We start from the raw sequence: 18,196 nt of genomic DNA on the forward strand, positions 1-18,196 counted from the left end.
AATCCGGCTTTATGGACTGCGCGTCCGCATGCGGACGCGCAGTAAGTCGGTCGGCCTGCACTCCCCAACCCCCGGCAGGCCGACCGACGCACTGATGAATGCAAATCCAACCAAATCAGTCCTCTCATGAACCGAGCCCCGGGCGGACTAGCTTTAGCCGAACTCGCGGAAGAGGCGGGAGTGCCGCTGCCGGCATCTGCCGATCCAGGCATGCTTCTGCAGAGTGGGGCGAGCCTCGAGATGGCACAGTCATGGCACATCGCCTACATTGATCATGCCCGCTATACGAATGCCTTGCGCACCACCAAGGCCGGTGCTTGCTTTGTCACGGAGCGCTTCGCCCATCTGGTACCGCCCGGCACCGTTCCCATCACCGTACGGAATCCCCGCCTGGCTTATGCCAAGGTGCTTGCCCGGCTTCACCCCGAGGCGTTGCGAGCCGCACCGCTTTTGGGGAGCGCCAATGTCACCGAGGGATGCTTTGTCCATCCATCGGCGCAGATCGGAGCCGGCGTCGTGCTCGACCCCGGTGTTGTTGTCGGTGAGCGGGTGTTTATTGGGGCCGGCACCACAATCGGTGCCCATGTCGTGCTGGGGCCAGACGTGGTCATCGGCTGGGATTGCTCCATCGGCCCCAGCGTCACCATCGCCCATTCCCACATCGGCGATCGGGCGATCGTTCATGCGGGAGCCCGCATCGGCCAGGATGGTTTCGGCTTCGCGATGAGCGTTTCGGGGCATGTGAAGGTGCCGCAACTCGGCCATGTCACAATCGGAAACGACGTCGAGATCGGAGCCAACAGCACTGTCGATCGCGGCAGCGGGGGCAACACCGTCATTGGAGATGGGACGAAGATCGATAACCTCGTCCAGATTGCGCACAATGTGCGGATTGGACGCCATTGCGTGATCACTGCCCAGGTCGGAATCGCGGGCTCGACCGTGCTGGAGGACTGGGTTGCGGTGGGCGGCCATAGTGCCATTGCTGGCCATCTGCACATCGGCCGGAGCGCTCAACTTGCCGCGGCATCGCGGTTCATGAGAGACGTGCCGGCAGGCGAACGCTGGGGCGGAATGCCCGCCAGACCTCTGCGAGAATGGTTTCGCGAACAGACGACCCTCAAGAAACTGGCGAAGCATCGCACCGGTTCTTGAACTCTGGAGTCACGCCAATCCCGACTGTCCAGAGTTGCGTGAGCGTAGATACGGCCGCGTATTTCGGCCTGTCGTCGTCGACCCAGCTCGCTCCGGATCCGCGAGAGGGTCCCGGAGCTGGTCCCCACAGTTATTCGACCCAGGGGAGGGAGAGCCTGGCCTTTTTCAATTCCTAGTTCTTCAGCTGGCAGCTGTGGTTGACGGCTTTGAGCGCAATCGAAGGACATCCCATGCATCGTGTGATTTTTCATGCCGTCATTCTCTTGGGCGCCCTGGCCTTGCTCGGGTGCGAACGAAGCAGCCCATTCGGCAAACCTGAACAGCCGGCCAAATCCTCGGCTGAAGCAGCGCGGTCGCCATAACACCTAACGCACTGCGGACCTCATGGCCGATGGAATGTGTTGCTTCCATGGTTTCGACCTGCCGAAAGCGTTCCATGTGCATGTGGGCGTTTAGGGAGTCGCGCAGAGCGAATGGCTGCTCCCAGCGTGTCGCCGTGCTCCACAATTCGCCGAACCATCCTTCCGTGCCGACCGAACCGCTGGCCGATGACGAGCTGTTTCTGATTGGACCGGTCTTATCCGAGCGCGCGCTGCCGCGCGGGCCGGTCGGCCTCGACATCTTCGCCGAGCTGCCGATGATCCTGCCCAGCCGCCCGCACGGGCTGCGACGGCTTATCGACACACCCTGGCGGAGCATGGCATCTATCCGCGTGTCGAGATGGAGCTGGAGGCAATGCCTTCAACCTTGCTTCTGGTCGAGGAGGGCACTGGCTATACGGTTCTGCCCTATGCTTCCGTCCATCTCCTTGTTGAGGCTGGCCGCATCGAGGTCTGGCCGTGCGGTGCGCACGGACTGAGGGACATCATTTCCACCCACATCTGGAAACCGACAACTCATCTTGAATAACCGTGCGAAGAAGCGAACTCCGTCGAGACGAGGCTTTTGCGTTCTGCCTACGCGTTCTCGGTCGATTTCGTCAGGAACCTGAAATCGCAGCCGTGCTCGGCCTGCATCACCTCCTGCCGATATAGCCGTGCATAGCCACGTTCGGGAATCGGCGGCGGCGGCGGCATGGCAGCGCGGCGGCGCGCCAGCTCGACGTCGTCGACGAGGAGATCGATGCGCCGGTCGCGAACTGACAGCCGAATGCGATCATGATTGCGCACGAGGCCGAGGGGGCCGCCTGACGCCGCATCGGGGCTGACGTGCAAGACGATCGTACCATAGGCCGTGCCGCTCATGCGCGCGTCCGAAATGCGCAGCATATCCTTGACGCCCTGGCGGGCGAGTTTGGCGGGGATGGGTAGGTAGCCTGCCTCGGGCATGCGAGAAGCGCTGGTAGGTCCGGCGTTCTGGAGAACCAACACGTCGTTTGGAAGCACGTCGAGATCGGGATCGTCGATGCGCTTGGCAAGATCCTCGACAGAGGTGAAGACGACGGCGCGTCCTTCGCTCTCGAACAGGGCGGGGTCCGCGGCAGCGCGCTTGAAGATGGCACCATTGGGTGCAAGCGATCCGAACAGCGCGACCAGCCCGCCGACCGGCTGCAACGGGGTTTCAAGCGTATGGATGACGTTGCGGTCGACATAAGGGGAGGCTTCGTCGGCAAGCCGCTCGCCCAGCGTTGTGCCAGCTACGGTCATGCAGTCGAGGTGAAGAAAAGGCTTCAGTTCGCGCAGTACGGCTCCGATGCCGCCCGCGGCAAAGAGGTCCTCCATGTAGTAGGAGCCTGTTGGCTTCAGATCGACCAGGACCGGGGTCGTATCGGACAATTCGTTGAGACGGTCGAGGTCGATCTTGATTCCCGCCCGTCCGGCGATGGCGGTAAGGTGGAGGATGGCATTGGTGGAGCCGGATATGGCCAGAAGCACCCGCAGTGCATTTTCGATCGACTTCGGGGTGATGATCTCGCTTGGCGTCAGTCGCGACTTCGCCACTTGCATGGCGGCAACGCCGGAGGCTTCAGCTGCGCGGATGCGGTCGGCATGGACGGCAGGGATCGCGGCCGTGCCTGGCAGCATCATGCCGAGCGCTTCGGCAAGTGCGGCCATGGTGCTCGCCGTGCCCATCACGGCGCAGGTTCCAGCCGTCGTCGCAAGCCGGCCTTCGATCTCGTCGATCGTCTCGCTATCGAATTCGCCGGCCCGGTGGCGGGCCCAGAAACGGCGGCAGTCGGTGCAAGCGCCGAGCTTCTCGCCACGCCAGCGTCCGGTCATCATCGGTCCGGTGACGAGCTGGACGGCCGGAATGTTGGCCGAGACTGCACCCATCAACTGAGCCGGAACGGTCTTGTCACACCCGCCGATTAGCACGACCGCGTCCATCGGCTGGCCGCGGACCATTTCCTCGGTGTCCATGGCCATCAGGTTGCGGAAGAACAGACTGGTCGGATTGAGAAAGACCTCGCCGAGCGAAATGGTGGGGAACTCGAGCGGCAGGCCGCCGGCTGAAATGACGCCGCGCTTGACGGCGGCGACGAGCTCCGGGACCAGACGATGGCAATTGTTGAATTCACTGTAGGTGGTCGCGATGCCGACGACCGGTCGCGCCAGCATCTCGCTCGAATGCCCCATGGAGCGTGCGAAAGACATGCGCAGGTAACGGGAAAAGTCCCTATCCCCGTAGTTGGTCAGACCGCGAGAAAGACCTGTCTCCGACGGTTCAGTCGTCATAGTTCGCCTCGAAATGAATGAAATGCTCTTGGAAGAAGCGGCTGCCGATCAGTCGATCAGGGCTCCGAAGGTCCGCAGATAGGCGTTCTTCGATGCGGGCAGATGGTTGCGGCAGAGTTCTATCAGCGCCGCGCGATCCTGCCGGCTGATCGCGTCGATCATCATATGATGCTCGTCGCGGGCCTTGCGGCGCTGCTCGGGGCTTATCAGCACATGAAAGCGGATGCCGTGGGCGCGCTGCGCGTAGGTCTCGATCGCCTCGGCAAGGAAGGCATTGCCGCACAGGCTGAACAGCTTGCTATGGAAGCGCTGGTTCGAACGGAACACCATGACGAGATCGCCCTGTTCGACGGCATCATCATGCTGGGACTGGATCGATTTCAGTTCTTCAAGATCGGCCGGCTTCGCCGGAAGCTCGATCTGCGCCGCGGCGGACGTTTCGAGCATATCGCGCAAGAAATAGAGCTGATCGACATCGCGTGCCGCGAAGGCCCGCACCAGCGCCCCCCGGTTCGGAATCCGCTCAACCACGCCCATGCGGCTGAGTTCGGCAAAGACCAGTCGCAAAATGTGGCGGGTCACGCCGAAGCGTTCGCAAAGGTCCTCCTCGATCAACCGCTCGCGCGGGTGCAACTTGCCGAGGACGATATCTTCCTCAAGTGCCGCGACGACGCGTTGCAGAATGGGGAGCTGGCGCAGCTGATCGTCCTGCATTTGCCCCGTCGCCGTCGGCGACTTTGCCACTGTTGATGTGCTCAAGATGTTGATCCCGCCATGCTGACTCCACGGAATGGATCGCCTCTGACTCGATCCATGCACTCACCTTCGCACGGTCGGACAAGATTGTCGAACAAATTGTCGACAATATCGTTGACATTTTCATCGACAGTCCATATCGCTGTCTTCCAGCAAGCTAATGGAATGCGCCGAACCGGCTCTCGGCGGGTGTGTTTCGGCTTGTCCGGCGGCGAAACTGTCCAGTGGGGTATGGGAACCATGTGTTCGGAGTGCTTTGTAACGGCAGCAATGAAATCGCGTATTGCCGCCCATGGCGCAGCCTTCCGCAAGGCCACGGCCAGCCCATTCGGTTCCAGTGACGAAATCGGCATGCTGAACCTGATCGACGCCGCCTCGCGCCAGGCAATCATGGATCGCGCCGATCCCACCAAGGTCTACGATCTTTCGGTCGACAATTTCGTCGGCATGCCCGGCTGGTTCGGTGCTGAGGATCAGCCCTACCAGATATGGATGACCCACACGCCGCGGGGCGAGAAGATCGATGACATCATGCGTGTCGGCGGGGCGGCGAACGATCTCGTCTCCTATTCGGGCGACTCGATCTCCATGTACACGCACACCGGCACGCATATCGATGCGCTGAACCATTTCGGCTATGACGGCAAGATCTTCAACGGCTTCTCGGCCGATGAGCATCTCGGCAGCCGCGCCTGGCGCAAGTCCGGCGCGGACAAGCATCCGCCGATTGTCGCGCGTGGCATCATGCTGGACGTGGCGGCACTGCTGGGGGTTGATGTGCTGCCGCCGAGTCACGGCATCGGCGAGGCTGACCTACGCGGTTGCCTGAAGCATCAGGGCGTCGAGCTGCGGCCCGGCGATGTTGTCCTGATCCGCACCGGGCGCATGCGGCTGTGGCCCGATCGCGCTACCTATCTGCCCAATCCTCCCGGGCTCAATCGCCAGGGAGCGGAATTCTTGGCCAAGGCGGGCGCCATCATCATCGGAGCGGACAACCACTGCCTCGAACAGGCGCCATCGGCCGATCCGGAGAATTGGCAGGTGGTGCATACCTACCTGCTGGCCGAGGCCGGCGTACCGATCCTGGAAATCGCGAATCTGGAGGATCTCGCGGAAGACCGCGTCCATGAGTTCGCTTTCTTCGGAGCCTGCATCCGGTTTCGCGGTGCCACCGGGTCGCCGATGCGGCCCATCGCCATGCCGCTGCGGCCGTAGATTGCGGTTGTGGAACGGAATGGCGCGTGCGTAGCCGCGGGCCGGTGCTGTTCGACTGACGGCCAGACTGGCAGCGGCGTTTTCGACGCAAAAATTTCAAGGACGGCAGTGTGGGCATGAAGGTGCATTTGGTGACAGGGGCAGGCGGTCTGGTGGGGCGCGGCGTTGCGGCGCATCTGCGCGGCCGGGGCGACCGCGTCATCGGGATCGACCGCGCGGCCTCGGGTGTGGGTGACGAGCGGATCATCGACTGCGACCTGCGCGATACCCATCGCCTGCATCAACTGGCTTCGGACCCCGATCTGGATGCGATCATCCATTGTGGGGCGCATTCCGGGCCGATGGTGGCGCGTGACAATCCCTATGACCTTGTCGCTGTCAATGTGGTCGGAACGGCCAATGTGCTCGAAGTCGCCCGCACTCGCCGGTTGCGCCGTTTCGTCAATTGTTCCTCGGTCAGCGTTTACGGATCGACGACTGCCGGGCCAGTCCCGGAAAATGTGCCGCTTCATCCGTCGACCGTCTATGGGGCGACCAAGCTTGCGGCCGAGCATCTTGTGACAGCCTATGCGCGCGAGCACCGGCTGGATGCCGTGTCGCTGCGCCTGTCATGGGTATACGGGCCGAATCGGACGACAAGTTGCCTGCTGCGCCGCATGCTGGTCGACGCGATCGAAGGGCGGCCCACTGATGTCGAATGGGGCGCCGACTTCCCACGCCAGTATATCCACGTGGACGACGCAGCCGCGGCACTGGTTTTGGCGGTGGACGCTCCAAACGTTGGACAGCGTGTCTACAACGTCACTGGTGGCAATTATCAAACGCTTTGCGATACGGCTGACGTGGTGCGCCGCGTGCTGCCGCAAGCCAAAATCAGCCTCGGCAATGGCGCTGATCCCGGCGACGATGTCCAGCACCGTTTCGAAATCACGGCCGCCGAGCGCGACCTCGGCTACGTGCCGGCCGTCTCGCTCGAAACGGGAATTCGCCGCTTTGCCGAGGCCATAGAAACGCAGAGGCACTAGGTGAGCAGCTTGGGTACGGACATCTTTTCTCTTGCCGGCCGCACGGCAGTTGTCACCGGCGGGAGCCGTGGCATCGGCGCCGCCATCGTCGAGCTTTTCCTCCACTACGGGGCGAAGGTCGTCTTCTGCCACTCTCATGACGCCGCCGAGGCACAGGTCTTGACGGCGCGGCTTGCCGGTGAGGGCCTCTGCGTGTCCAGTCAGGAATGCGATGTCGCCGACGAGGCGGCGGTCGCTGCTTTTGCGCGGTTCGCGCTGGATCACCTGGGTCACGTGGACATTCTGGTCAACAGCGCAGGGGTAAGCGGCGACAAGGCCTTCGAGGCGATCACAGTCGCGGATTTTGACCGCATGACCGATGTCAACCTTCGCGGAACTTTCCTGATGGCGCAGGCATTTTTTCCCGCAATGGTCGAGCGTAAATACGGCCGGGTAATCAATCTGGCCTCACAACTCGCCTACAAGGGCGCGCCGGCAATGGCGCATTATTGCGCCTCCAAGGGTGGCGTTGTCGGCTTCACGCGTGCGCTTTCCTATGATGGCGCTCCCCATGGGGTGACGGTCAACGCCATCGCCCCCGGTCCGATCGAAACCGCGCAGCTTGCCGGGATGACGGATGAGTGGCGCCTCATGAAACATGCCGAGCTTCCCATCGGCCGTTTTGGAAGCGTGGACGAGATCGCGCCGGTAGCGCTGCTGCTTGCCTTGGCGGCAGGTTCCTATTTTGTCGGCCAGACGTTGTCGCCCAATGGCGGCGACGTGATGCTCTGACCATGCTGCGACGCCCCCCAGCATTCGAGAGCCGAACGCCGCGACGCATCCTGCGCGGCGCGGACCGGCTTGCCGATCTGGTCGAGCTTACGCTTGGACCGGTCGGTCGCGCCGTGCTGATCGATCGCGGGACGGCGGCGCCGCTTGTCGGTGGCAGCGGCTACGCGGTTGCAACGCATTTCGAGACGGCCGATCCGGTTGCGCAGTGCGGCGTCCAAGCCCTTCGCCAGCTAGCCTGGGAAATGTCGCGCGATTTCGGCGATGGAGCGACGACGGCGATCGTGCTTGCCCGAGCCGTGTTGGTCGGCCTGGTCAATATGATGGATGCAGGGCATGACCCGCGGCATCTGGGCGAAGCTGTTGTTCGCCATGCACAGGCGATCGCGGTGCAAATCAGGGCAGGCGCCGTTCCTGCAGAGGACATCGGTACGCTGTCGGCGGTCGCGACGACCGCAGCCGGAGGCGCTGCCGATCTCGGTCGAGCGATCGGTGAGGCGTTTCATGCTGTTGGCAGGGCAGGGACTGTTATCGTCGAGGCCGGGCACGGCGTCGGTGACGAGGTCGAGACGCGGCCGGGGTTGCATTTTGACACCGGCTGGCTTTCGCCGGTCTTCGTCACGGACGAAGCACTTGGCAAGGCGATCTATAACGACGCCTACATCCTCGTCGTCGGTGGCCGCATCGATCGGTTCGACGATATCCTGCCGATCCTGGAAGTGTTCGCCCAGCGCAAGAAGCCGCTTGTCGTCATTGCCGGCGAGGTGGCGGGCGAAGCATTGGCAACGCTGGTGCTCAACCGGCGCAAGGCCGGCGCACTCGTCTGCGCGGTGGCGGCGCCGGGGGTGGGTGACTGGAAGGCCATGAACCTGGGCGACATCGCCGCGGCCACAGGCGCCACTTTGATCGATGACGAGACCGGCCACCGCCTCGCCGACATCAAGCCCGCCATGGTCGGTCGTACCGGTCGCATCGAAATTGGCCGTGCCCACACCGCGATTGCCGGCGGCGCTGCCGACCGGTGGGCGCTCGAAGCGCGCATGGCCCACATACGGGGCGCGATCGCAAGCGCGCGGCATCTTGCCTATGACCGCGAGCAGCATGAGCGAAGGCTGGCTCGCCTTTCCGGCATGATTGCCACCGTTCGGGTCGGCGCGGTGACAAAGCCCGCTCTCGACCAGCGTCTGGAGACCGCCAAATGCGCGGTTGCCGCGACAACGAGCGCGCGCACTGGCGGTGTCGTGACGGGCGGCGGGACGAGCCTTTTGCGCGCGGCCATGCAGGCGGCCCCGGCTGCGAGCGCCAGCGAGATCGAGCGGGCAGCCGCCAGCGTGCTGACGAAGGCTCTGGCTGCTCCTCTGCTCGCCATTGTCGGCAATCGTGGGCGCGACGCGACGCACATTGCGGGCCTCGTGGCTGCCGCGTCCGATGTCGCCAGCGGTTATGATGCCGCCAGCGATCGGGTCACCAACCTGTTCGCGGCGGGTATCATCGACCCATGCGAAATCACAGTCGGGGCCTTGCTTCGCGCCGTCTCGACGGCCGCCACGCTTGCCTCGGTCGCGGCTGCGACCGCGTCATCGAAACGAAGCAACCGGGGGGCGGCATGATGCCAGGACCGTCTCGTCACACCATCACTCCCACGGCCGGTGAGGCCACCGGGTGTCAGACGCGTTGGCGTTCCGACGCGCAGAAGGAAGCTACGATGCCGGAAACCAGATCATCCACATTGCCAAATGACGCCGGCGAGCCGGCCAAACCGCCCATGCTGGAGGTTATCGAGGCGACCCATCGCTATGGCGGGGTGGTGGCGCTCGACGGTGTGACCGTGGTTGCGCGACAGGGTGAGTTCCTGACGATCCTTGGCGAAAGCGGCTCCGGCAAGACGACACTGCTGCGCATCATCTCCGGACTGGAACGGCCGACCGCCGCGAAGGCGGTCCGCATCGGCGGCGCCGATGTGTCGGAGCTTGGCGCCAGTGATCGCGACTGCACGACAGTGTTCCAGCACTACGCGCTGTTTCCCCACATGTCGGTGCGGGAGAACGTGGAATACGGGCTGAAAGTGCGCGGCGTTCCAGCCGGCCAGCGCCGCGAGCGGGCGATGGATGCGCTTGAGCTCGTTCGTCTGGCGCGTACCGCCGAGCGCCGTATCCATCAGTTGAGCGGTGGCGAGCGCCAGCGGGTCGCATTGGCGCGCGCCTTTGTCACCCGGCCTGCCATCCTGCTGCTCGACGAGCCGCTCGGCGCGCTCGATGAGAAACTGCGCCTCGATATGCAGGAAGAGTTGATCGCCATCCAGCGCAATCTCGGCATAACCTTCGTCTACATCACTCACAGCCAGGAAGAAGCCCTGACCATGAGTGATCGTGTCCTTCTCATGAAGTCGGGCAAGATCGCCCAGGAGGGCCCGCCGACCGAGCTTTTCGACCGCCCGAACAGCGCTTTCGTCGCCCGGTTCATGGGTGTGGAGAACATTCTCGAGGGCATCATCGAGAGGGTCGCACTGCCTTACGTGACGCTGGACACCGCAGGCCATTCCATCACCGGTCATTGGTGCGGCAAATCCAACCCGCGCGTCGGTGCGACGGCGGTGGTCGGCGTGCGCGCCGAACGCGTGCGCCTTTCGGACAAGCCGCAGGGCACCAAGTCGGCCAACGAATTTCCATGCCACCGCACGGCCTCCGTCTACAAGGGAAAGTATCTTGATCTGACGCTGGACACTGCGGTGGGGCCGATCCGGTCCCGTCTCTGGGATGTCGGCGCCGCATCGGTCGAGCCCACATACATCCATTGGTCGCACGATACCTGCACCGTCATGGATCTCTGATCTGATCCATCCACAATTCCGCGACCGTCAAGGCACGGGAACAACCAGAAAAAGGGAGAGAACATATGCCTGCATCAGAAAACCCCATGTCCGGCATGAGCCGGCGTTCGTTCATGAAATCCGCCGCCACCGTCGGCGTCGCCTTTGCCGGATCAAGTCTCGGCTTTGCCGGGCTCGGATTTGCGCAGGAGATCGTGCTGCACGCCTATGGCGTCACCACTGCACAGATGGAAGATCCGACTCTCATCACGAAGGCCACGGGCATCAAGCTGGAATTCACGCCGACCGATGCGGATATCGGCGTGTTCATGCGCGACGCGCTCGCCAACAATATCGGCGAGACGCACGATATCTTAATCTTCGACGGTGGCACCCAGAACATCCTCGGGCCGCAGGGCTTCTATGCGGAAATCGACCAGACCAATCCGGCGCTCGACCTGTGGGACCGGACGCCCGATTTCTGGAAGAAGTCCGAAATCAGCATGTATGACGGCAAGACCTACGGCGTGCCGATCCTCGGCAATTGCGATGCCTTCGCTTATTTCCCGGACGCCATCGGCGCCAATCCCAACGGTCAGGACGCAATCCCTTATTCGGTCTTGTACGAAGACGACAGGACGCGCGGTCGCGTCGCGCTGGATCGCGTTTTCTCGCAATCGCTCGCCTGCATGGCGAATTTCCTGCGGGTCAATGGCCGTCTCCAGATCGAGGACCCGGCGAACCTGACGCCTGAGCAGGCCAAGGCCGTGGTCGACTATGCGGTCGAGCGCAAGAAGGCCGGCACGTTCCGTACGCTGCACAACAGCTTCGAGGAGCAGGTGCAACTCATCCAGAACCGTGAAGTCGACGTCCTGGAATGCTGGGAGCCAGCGGTGAAGGAAGCGGAGAAGACCATGAAGGACAAGGCTCCGGTCTATGCCTACGCGGTCGAGGGCGGCAAGAAATGGGGCCATGGCGCCTATATTCCGGCGCAGGCGTTGGCGCGGGGCAATGGCGAGGCCATTTATCGCGTCCTCAACTACTTCCTTGGCGGTGAATTCAGGGCATTCCAGGCGCGCGATCGGTCCTATGCTGGTCCGAACATGGATCTGGGCGTGGAATACGCCGAGAAAGCCGGCTGGAGCAGCGATCAGGTCGAAGCCTTGCGTGCAACCGACAAGAAGATTTCGCGCAAGATGTCGAATCCGAATGCGTTCTGGGCCAAACCTACGGCGCCCAACGCCGACGCCATGGAACAGGAATGGCAGCGCTTCCTGAGCGCCTGACCATCACCAACGAAGACCCAAATCGATCCCGCCGGGCTGGTCCTCGGCGGGGAAAGGTTGAGGCATGACCGCCGCTCTCGCTCCATCATCATCGCCCCGCCGCCGTTGGCGCCTGCCAGGCACCGCCACCGGTTGGTTTACCGGCTGGTTCCTTGTGATGTGGATCGGCGTGGTCGTGCTTCCTCTGCTGATCATTTCCGCGTTCAGCTTCTTCAGCATGCGGCAGTACCAGATTGTCTACCATCCAACGTTCGCCACATGGGTCAGTCTTGCCGAAACGGGGCGCTGGGTGGTCGTGCTGCGCACGATACGCTTTGCCGTGAGCGTCACCTTCCTTGAAATCCTTGTAGCGTTTCCCTTTGCGCTCTGGCTGGCCAAGGACTGCCGCTCCAATGCCGTCCGAGCCGGCATTATCACGCTTTTGACCATTCCATTCTTCATCGATACCTCGTCGCGGATCATAGTCTGGCGTTCGATCCTCGGCACCAACGGCGTCGTCAACAACCTCCTGGTCGGCAGCGGTATCATCGACAAGCCGTTGACCTGGCTCCTCTATTCGGATTTCTCCGTCAACTTCGGCATGTTCGGCAGTTACTTCCCGACCGCCGTCTTCCCGATCTTCCTGACGCTGAGCCTCATCGACGACGATCTCATCAAGGCCAGTTCCGATCTGGGCGGCAGCCGCTTGCAGACCTTGCGCTTCGTCATCCTGCCCTTGGCAATGCCCGGGATCGTCGGCGGCATCGTGTTTACCTTCGTGCCGCTCATGGCAGCCTGGATCGAGCCACAACTGCTTGGCGGTGGCCAGGTTAACCTGCTCGGCCAATCCATCCAGAGCGCGCTGACGAACCTCAACTATCCAGTCGCGGCGGCGCTTTCGACCATCGTCATCGCGGTGCTCGTCCTGATGCTCGCGGTGTTGATCGTCAGTTTGCGCGGACGCTTCAAGATGTCGTCCCTGTTCCAGAGCCTTGACCGTTAGGAGGCCGACCATGACCAGCGCCGCGGAAATGAACGCAATGTCGTCGCCTCTCGGAACCCGGGTGCGGCGGCGGTTCCTCGACCGAATCGCCGAATCGTCGGGATGGAATGTGGTGGCCATCGTGCTGGGTTGCGGTGCTCTCGCGCTCATCTATGGACCGCTGATCTGGCTCGGCGTGATGTCGTTCAGCGCCGAGCCGCTGTCCGGAAAACCTTATCCCCTGACCTTCGCCCACTATGGGGCGCTGTTCGCGAACGACAAGTGGCACGCGCCCTTCATCAAGAGTGTTGTCTTGGGACTTATCGTTGCCTTGGCCTGCATGATCGTCGGCACGTTCTTGGCGCGCGCGCTGGTGCGGCTAAAAAGGCCGGGCGGCGTGTTGTTCGTGGCGCTCTTGCCGCTATTCGTTCCGGGGCTGACGATCGGGGCCGCGCTATTTGTCTTCCTGCGCACGACGCTCGGCCTGCGCTTGGGCATGTGGTCGCTGTTCATCGGGCATATGGTGTGGGCGTTCCCGTTTGCGCTGCTTTTGATCCTGATCGTCACCATTCGCTTCGACGTGAAGCTGATCCAGGCCGCCGAAGACCTTGGCGCCAAGCCGCTGCGCTGCTTCCTCGACATCGAGCTGCCATTGCTCATGCCGGGCATATCGGGAGCGGGGATTTTCAGTTTCCTGTTGTCGTTCAACGAATTGCTGCGCTCGACTTTTCTGCGCGGCAGCGAGACCACCATGCCGGTCTACAACTGGGCCATGGCCTCCGCGCAGCAATCGCAGGTGCCTATCGTCTTTTCCCTCTCGACGCTCATCCTGGCGGTCACCCTGCCGGTGATGGGATGCCTGTTCTTCCTGCTGTTCGCGCGCAAGTGAGGTCGGAAGGGCCCGACACAATTTCCCCGAAACGATTCCGGAGGCTCAATTGACCAACATCGTAACCGTCGCCGTCGCACAAGTCCCCGCAAAGCTCGGTGACGTGCGCGCCAATCTCGACGCCATGGACGGCCATCTGCGCGATGCCGCGGCTCGAGACGCAAAACTGCTCATTCTGCCTGAGTGCTACCTGTCGGGCTATATGTTCGCCGACCGCGCCAGCGCCGCCGCCGGCGCTATCTCGGCCGGCAGCTCCGAGATGCGCGAGATCGTCGCCTTGTGCGGCAAGCACGATGTCGAGGTGATCGTTGGCTTCCTCGAGGCGGACGGGGACAAACTCTACAATTCTGCCGCTGTCGTGGGCGCATCGGGCGTGATCGGCGTACACCGCAAACGCCACCTCCCGTTCCTCGGCGCCGACCGCTTCGTCGACGAGCCGCCAGGCACCGAATTGTCGCTGTTCGAAACGCGCGTGGGCAAGGTCGGCGTGGCGATCTGCTACGAGATCCGCTTTCCCGAAATCATGCGCTCGCTTGCGCTGGCGGGTGCAGACTTCATTGCCCTGCCTACCAACTGGCCAGTCCAGTCGGCGATCTTGGCCGAGCAGTTTACGCGGGTCCGCGCGGCGGAGAATTTCATCTACCTCCTCGTCGCCAACCGGGCCGACGCCGAGGGCGACGCCACCTTCCTCGGTCAAAGTCAGATCATCGATCCGCTCGGCACCGTGATCGGCAATTTCGGCCGCTCGGAAGGCCTTCTCGTCGCCAGCGTCGATGTTGAGCGCGCCCGCAACAAAACAATTGCTGTCAAGGCGGGAGAGTTCGAACTTTCTCCCTGGAAGGACCGGCGCCCGGACACCTACCGGATTTCGTAAAGTGCGTTCATCCCCCTCACCGTGAGGATGTCACTCTATGGCGGCTTCGACGACTTACCTGGGGTGTCCGCGACAGTCGCAGTACCGGGTCTCGTTATTGCGACCGGGATGAGTGGCCACGGCTTCGGCATAGGACCCGGCATGGGCCGCATCCTGTCCGATCTGATCCAGGGCAACGAGACCGGGCACAATCTCCAAAGCCGATCCGATTGAGGCCATCGCTGTAAGCGTTCCAGCCGCCCGCCCAGCCCGTCGGCTCTGGCCTCGAGGGGCCGGCCGCGGGGTTCAGGTGCCGCATGCCCGAGCGTAGACCTCGATGCTTCGCTGGACGTGATCGATCGCGATCTTCTCGCCGTGGCAGGCGCGGTCAGCCCAGGTGACTGCCGAAGGCAGGTGCTGGAGAAACAGCGTCACCGGCACCTTCCGGCCCTTCAACGTATCGAAGAGCCGGTCGCAGGCGGCACGGGCTTGCGGGGTCGCCCAATAGTATCGGATGCGGTCCGAATAGGAGTAGTGGCGCAGCGTCCGCTTGTCGGCATCGCTGCCGTGATAGTGGCTTGCCCAATTCTTGGGAGCATCGAGCATCAGCTCTTCCATGGCGTGGTAGAGCGGCCGCTCGCCATAGAAGGGTACCAGATCGGAAGCGATCAGGTCGAGCGCGTACAGCGCCTCGCGCAGTTTGAAGGTCAGCTCTGGGCCGACCTTGAGGATGGCGAAGCCGTCCTCGACGAGTTCACGCAACGGCCTCTCGCCCTGATAGTCCGTCGAATGGGCTTCGAAAATGAGCGATGCGTTCAGAGTTGCCGCCAGATCGCGGGCCTTCGCCCGATCGTAGAAAATCACATTCTGGTTGCCGAACTCGACGCCCGGCTGCACCACAAGGCCGATGACGCGGGAAAACGCGCTTTCAAGCCCGGCGGCCTGGAATGCTCTGGCGTGAATGGCATGTGTCTGGCGAGCGGCCTCCGGACTGGTCGGGGTGATCGCATCCAATGCGTGATCGGCGCCGCCGGGTGGCGGCACTTCCGTGCCGATGATGTAGACCGGGCTTGCCCCGCTGCTCTGCGCTGCCGCCTGTTCGGCGACGCCCGCCAGCCTGGCCGCACGCTCGGCCACCGTGTGGTCGTCGAGCGCCGCCGGCTCACCCGCGCAGCCCATAGAAGCATCGAGGTGGATCTTGCGGAAGCCGGCGCTGACATAGGCATCGACCATGGTCCCGGCCTGCGCCATCGCCTCCTCGGCAGGTCGGTCTTTCCAGGGATTGGGGCCGAGATGATCCCCGCCAAGCACGATCAGCTCTTTTGGACATTGCTCGGCTACCGCTAGCGCGTCCACCATCGCCGCGAAATCGGCCGGCGTCATGCCTGTATAACCGCCGAGGTGATTGACCTGGTTGCACGTCGCCTCGATGAGGACGGTGGTACCGGTTTCCCGGCCGTGGCGCAGTGCAGCTTTCAGCACCAACGGGTGTGCCGAACACACCGAGGTCACCCCGATTTTCTTTCCTTCCCTGTGCAGGGCCGGCAATTCTTCGATCGCCACACGCATCAGATTCTTCTCGCCGTTCTTGCCATGAAATCTTCCAGTTCGGCACGCGTGCCGGCTCCCTCCATGGGGCCGAGGCGTGTGACGTTGCGCGCCCCTGCCGCGTTGGCGAATTCGAGCGCGGTCTGCAGCGGCATGCCCAGCCGCCGGCATGCGACATAGGCTCCGCCGAAACAGTCGCCGGCGCCAGTGGGGTCCGTTTCCTCAACGATAAGGCCTGAGCAATCGGCGCGGGCGCCGGTGTGTTGACGGGCCGACGCGCCATGTTCGCCGCGCTTGACGGCGATCTCCTTGACCCCTCGTTTGAACAGCGCCTCGATCGCGCGTTCCTCGCCGTCCATGCCGGCGGCCAGGAACAACTCGTTGCCCGACGGCAGCAGCAGGTCCGCCTTGTCCACCAGATCCGCGAATTTCTCCTCGGTCTGGCCGTGCGCCAGCAATTCCTTGCGCAGGTTCGGATCGAGCGACATGGTGCCGCCGCGAGCCTTGACCAAGGGGATCGCCCGTTCGGTGATCGCCCAGGCGGCGGGGCTTGCGAACACCGTTCCCATGACGTGGATATGCCCGCAACGCGCGATCAACGCCTCGACCTGCGGGGTCCATTCCAGCCGAGCAGCGGCGGATTTGGCGATGTTGTAGACGAAATCGCGGCTTCCGTTCTCGCGGTAGCGAACAAAGGCGCTGCCCGTCGGATAGTCCGGGGAAACAGCGATGGCGGAAATGTCGACGCCGTCCCGCTTCAGGCGCTCGATGTTGACGAAGCCGAAATCGTCGTCGCCGATCACGCCCACCATCGCGGCCGCTCCGCCCATGCGCGCACATTGATCGATGAAGATGGCGGGCGCGCCGCTCGGAAAGGGACCAATGAGGTCGATAGGTTCCCGGAAGCCGGTACCGATCTCTCTTGCGACGATCTCTACCAATATTTCTCCAATGGTCACGGTTGGCCCGAGCGAGTCTGGTGCCAGCGCTTTGGGGGTGTCGTTCATCAAGCGTCCAATCCTGGGTGTGGTGTCGTTTGCGATTTTACGAGGCTGAGTCGGAAACCGCGTCCTTGTTGAGCATCTGGTTGTCGAGTGACATGAAGCGCTGATGCATCATGCAAGCGGCTCCGAAGGCAGCTCCATAGATGGCGCTCTCGTTGAAAACGATCTCGGGGATGGGAAAGGTCGCAGCCTGAAGCTCGCGGATATGCGCGTCGACGCGTGCGGCGACCAATGGGTACAGTTCCGCGACCGACCCGCCCAGCACGATGCGGTTTGGATCGATCAACCGCGAAATCTGAACGACTGCAAATGCGAACAAGGCAGCCCATTCCTCGGCGAGTTGCACCGCATGAGGAACACGATCGCGGACGTCACGCAGGAATATGTCCAGATCGGCGTCCGGATCGTACTGGCGATAGGACGACAAGATGCGGTCGCGCCCGAAGGCCTGCTCCAGATTCCGGTATGCCGGGTTCCGTGTCTTGAGGTGGCCGATTTCGCCAGCCAGGCCATTGCCGCCCCGGAACAACTTGCCGTCGATCACGATTCCGCCGCCGACACCGTTTTCGATGACCATGAAGAACGTTACGCCGCTCGCCGCTTCCGGCTGGCTGTATGTGATGCCTATGCCAAATGCATTGCCGTCATTTTCCGCGGATACCGGGATCTCGGCCGGAAGAAGGCTGCGGGCAAGGCCTGTGAGATCGACATTGCGCCATCCCAGGATCGGCGCGACGTGGATGAAACCGTTCTGGTCCATTTGTCCGGGCACCGCGATGCCGAGGCCCTGACATCGCGCCAGGCCATCCTTCCGCATTTCAAAAAACGTCTGGTCGATCGCCATGCGGACCGCGACCTCCGGATCGCTGTCGTGTCCTTCGAAGCGGGTCGTGGTGCTGCGGACGATCTTGCCAGCGAGATCGATCTCGACGCATGTGATGTGTTCGACGCCGATCTCTATGCCGGCGAAGAAAACGGCTTCAGGCACGATTTCCACGAGGATGCCCGGTCTTCCGGCCCTGGGCTGGCCTGGCAAATTCGCGACATCGTTCTCCGATACTTCACGAACGAGTCCGGCCTCGACCAATTCCAGGACGATATTGCCGGCGGACGAGCGGTTGACTCCCATATGCCTGGCGAGATCGGCCCGGCTCAAGGGACCGAGGCGGTGGAGCGCGTTCAGCGTTGCCACCGAATTGCTCTGGCGGATCCTGCGAGGCGAGCTGCTGGCGAAGGTTGCATGGTTCATGGC

16 protein-coding genes are annotated in these 18,196 nt (G+C 62.9%); 11 read left to right on the top strand and 5 right to left on the bottom strand.

Annotation, left to right across the window (positions count from 1 at the left end; genetic code table 11):
* Positions 1–126: 126 nt before the first annotated feature.
* Together lpxD and ACZ89F_RS05285 are read left to right on the top strand one after the other, a co-directional pair.
* On the top strand, positions 127–1,155 hold the full coding sequence (lpxD, locus tag ACZ89F_RS05280) for a UDP-3-O-(3-hydroxymyristoyl)glucosamine N-acyltransferase (RefSeq protein ID WP_476090719.1): 1,029 nt from the start codon (positions 127–129) through the stop codon (positions 1,153–1,155).
* A 735-nt stretch (positions 1,156–1,890) separates the two neighbouring features.
* Positions 1,891–2,064, top strand: a complete 174-nt coding sequence (locus ACZ89F_RS05285; protein ID WP_476090720.1) for a hypothetical protein — start codon at positions 1,891–1,893, stop codon at positions 2,062–2,064.
* Between the two features lie 47 nt (positions 2,065–2,111).
* Here the strand turns inward: ACZ89F_RS05285 and ACZ89F_RS05290 are convergent, their stop codons facing one another.
* Together ACZ89F_RS05290 and ACZ89F_RS05295 are read right to left on the bottom strand one after the other, a co-directional pair.
* A complete protein-coding gene (locus ACZ89F_RS05290; protein ID WP_476090721.1) occupies positions 2,112–3,830 on the bottom strand; it encodes a dihydroxy-acid dehydratase in 1,719 nt (572 codons plus the stop codon).
* Between the two features lie 48 nt (positions 3,831–3,878).
* A complete protein-coding gene (locus ACZ89F_RS05295; RefSeq protein WP_476090722.1) occupies positions 3,879–4,589 on the bottom strand; it encodes a GntR family transcriptional regulator in 711 nt (236 codons plus the stop codon).
* Positions 4,590–4,856: 267 nt separating this feature from the next.
* On the opposite strand from ACZ89F_RS05295, the gene ACZ89F_RS05300 reads away from it, so the two are divergent.
* The 9 genes from ACZ89F_RS05300 to ACZ89F_RS05340 all read left to right on the top strand — a co-directional run bounded on the left by ACZ89F_RS05300 (position 4,857) and on the right by ACZ89F_RS05340 (position 14,413).
* Complete coding sequence (locus ACZ89F_RS05300) at positions 4,857–5,801, top strand: cyclase family protein (RefSeq protein WP_476090723.1); 945 nt, start codon at positions 4,857–4,859, stop codon at positions 5,799–5,801.
* A gap of 116 nt (positions 5,802–5,917) precedes the next feature.
* Positions 5,918–6,826 carry an NAD-dependent epimerase/dehydratase family protein gene (locus ACZ89F_RS05305; RefSeq protein ID WP_476090724.1) on the top strand — a complete coding sequence of 303 codons (909 nt, stop codon included), beginning with the start codon at positions 5,918–5,920 and terminating at the stop codon, positions 6,824–6,826.
* 9 nt (positions 6,827–6,835) lie between these two features.
* Complete coding sequence (locus ACZ89F_RS05310; protein WP_476090725.1) at positions 6,836–7,597, top strand: SDR family NAD(P)-dependent oxidoreductase; 762 nt, start codon at positions 6,836–6,838, stop codon at positions 7,595–7,597.
* A 2-nt stretch (positions 7,598–7,599) separates the two neighbouring features.
* Positions 7,600–9,204 carry a chaperonin GroEL gene (groEL, locus tag ACZ89F_RS05315; RefSeq protein ID WP_476090726.1) on the top strand — a complete coding sequence of 535 codons (1,605 nt, stop codon included), beginning with the start codon at positions 7,600–7,602 and terminating at the stop codon, positions 9,202–9,204.
* Positions 9,205–9,299: 95 nt separating this feature from the next.
* Positions 9,300–10,424, top strand: a complete 1,125-nt coding sequence (locus ACZ89F_RS05320) for an ABC transporter ATP-binding protein (RefSeq protein WP_476090727.1) — start codon at positions 9,300–9,302, stop codon at positions 10,422–10,424.
* 65 nt (positions 10,425–10,489) lie between these two features.
* Complete coding sequence (locus tag ACZ89F_RS05325) at positions 10,490–11,689, top strand: extracellular solute-binding protein (protein ID WP_476090728.1); 1,200 nt, start codon at positions 10,490–10,492, stop codon at positions 11,687–11,689.
* 64 nt (positions 11,690–11,753) lie between these two features.
* A complete protein-coding gene (locus ACZ89F_RS05330; protein ID WP_476090729.1) occupies positions 11,754–12,671 on the top strand; it encodes an ABC transporter permease in 918 nt (305 codons plus the stop codon).
* A 10-nt stretch (positions 12,672–12,681) separates the two neighbouring features.
* The gene (locus ACZ89F_RS05335) at positions 12,682–13,539 is read left to right on the top strand and encodes an ABC transporter permease (protein WP_476090730.1); all 858 of its coding nucleotides are present in this window, start codon (positions 12,682–12,684) and stop codon (positions 13,537–13,539) included.
* A gap of 49 nt (positions 13,540–13,588) precedes the next feature.
* Positions 13,589–14,413, top strand: coding sequence for a carbon-nitrogen hydrolase family protein (locus ACZ89F_RS05340; protein ID WP_476090731.1), 825 nt, complete (start codon positions 13,589–13,591; stop codon positions 14,411–14,413).
* Between the two features lie 285 nt (positions 14,414–14,698).
* On the opposite strand, the gene ACZ89F_RS05345 is transcribed toward ACZ89F_RS05340, so the two are convergent.
* From ACZ89F_RS05345 to ACZ89F_RS05355, 3 genes are read right to left on the bottom strand one after another with little or no spacing between them, the layout of a single operon-like run.
* Positions 14,699–15,961, bottom strand: coding sequence for a D-tagatose-bisphosphate aldolase, class II, non-catalytic subunit (locus ACZ89F_RS05345; protein WP_476090732.1), 1,263 nt, complete (start codon positions 15,959–15,961; stop codon positions 14,699–14,701).
* The gene (locus ACZ89F_RS05350; protein ID WP_476090733.1) at positions 15,961–16,947 is read right to left on the bottom strand and encodes a tagatose kinase; all 987 of its coding nucleotides are present in this window, start codon (positions 16,945–16,947) and stop codon (positions 15,961–15,963) included. The genes ACZ89F_RS05345 and ACZ89F_RS05350 overlap by 1 nt, the downstream gene beginning before the upstream one ends.
* Before the next feature lie 37 nt (positions 16,948–16,984).
* The gene (locus ACZ89F_RS05355) at positions 16,985–18,193 is read right to left on the bottom strand and encodes an ROK family protein (RefSeq protein WP_476090734.1); all 1,209 of its coding nucleotides are present in this window, start codon (positions 18,191–18,193) and stop codon (positions 16,985–16,987) included.
* Between the last annotated feature and the right edge of the window lie 3 nt (positions 18,194–18,196).

The organism is Mesorhizobium sp. USDA 3734 (assembly GCF_056279665.1).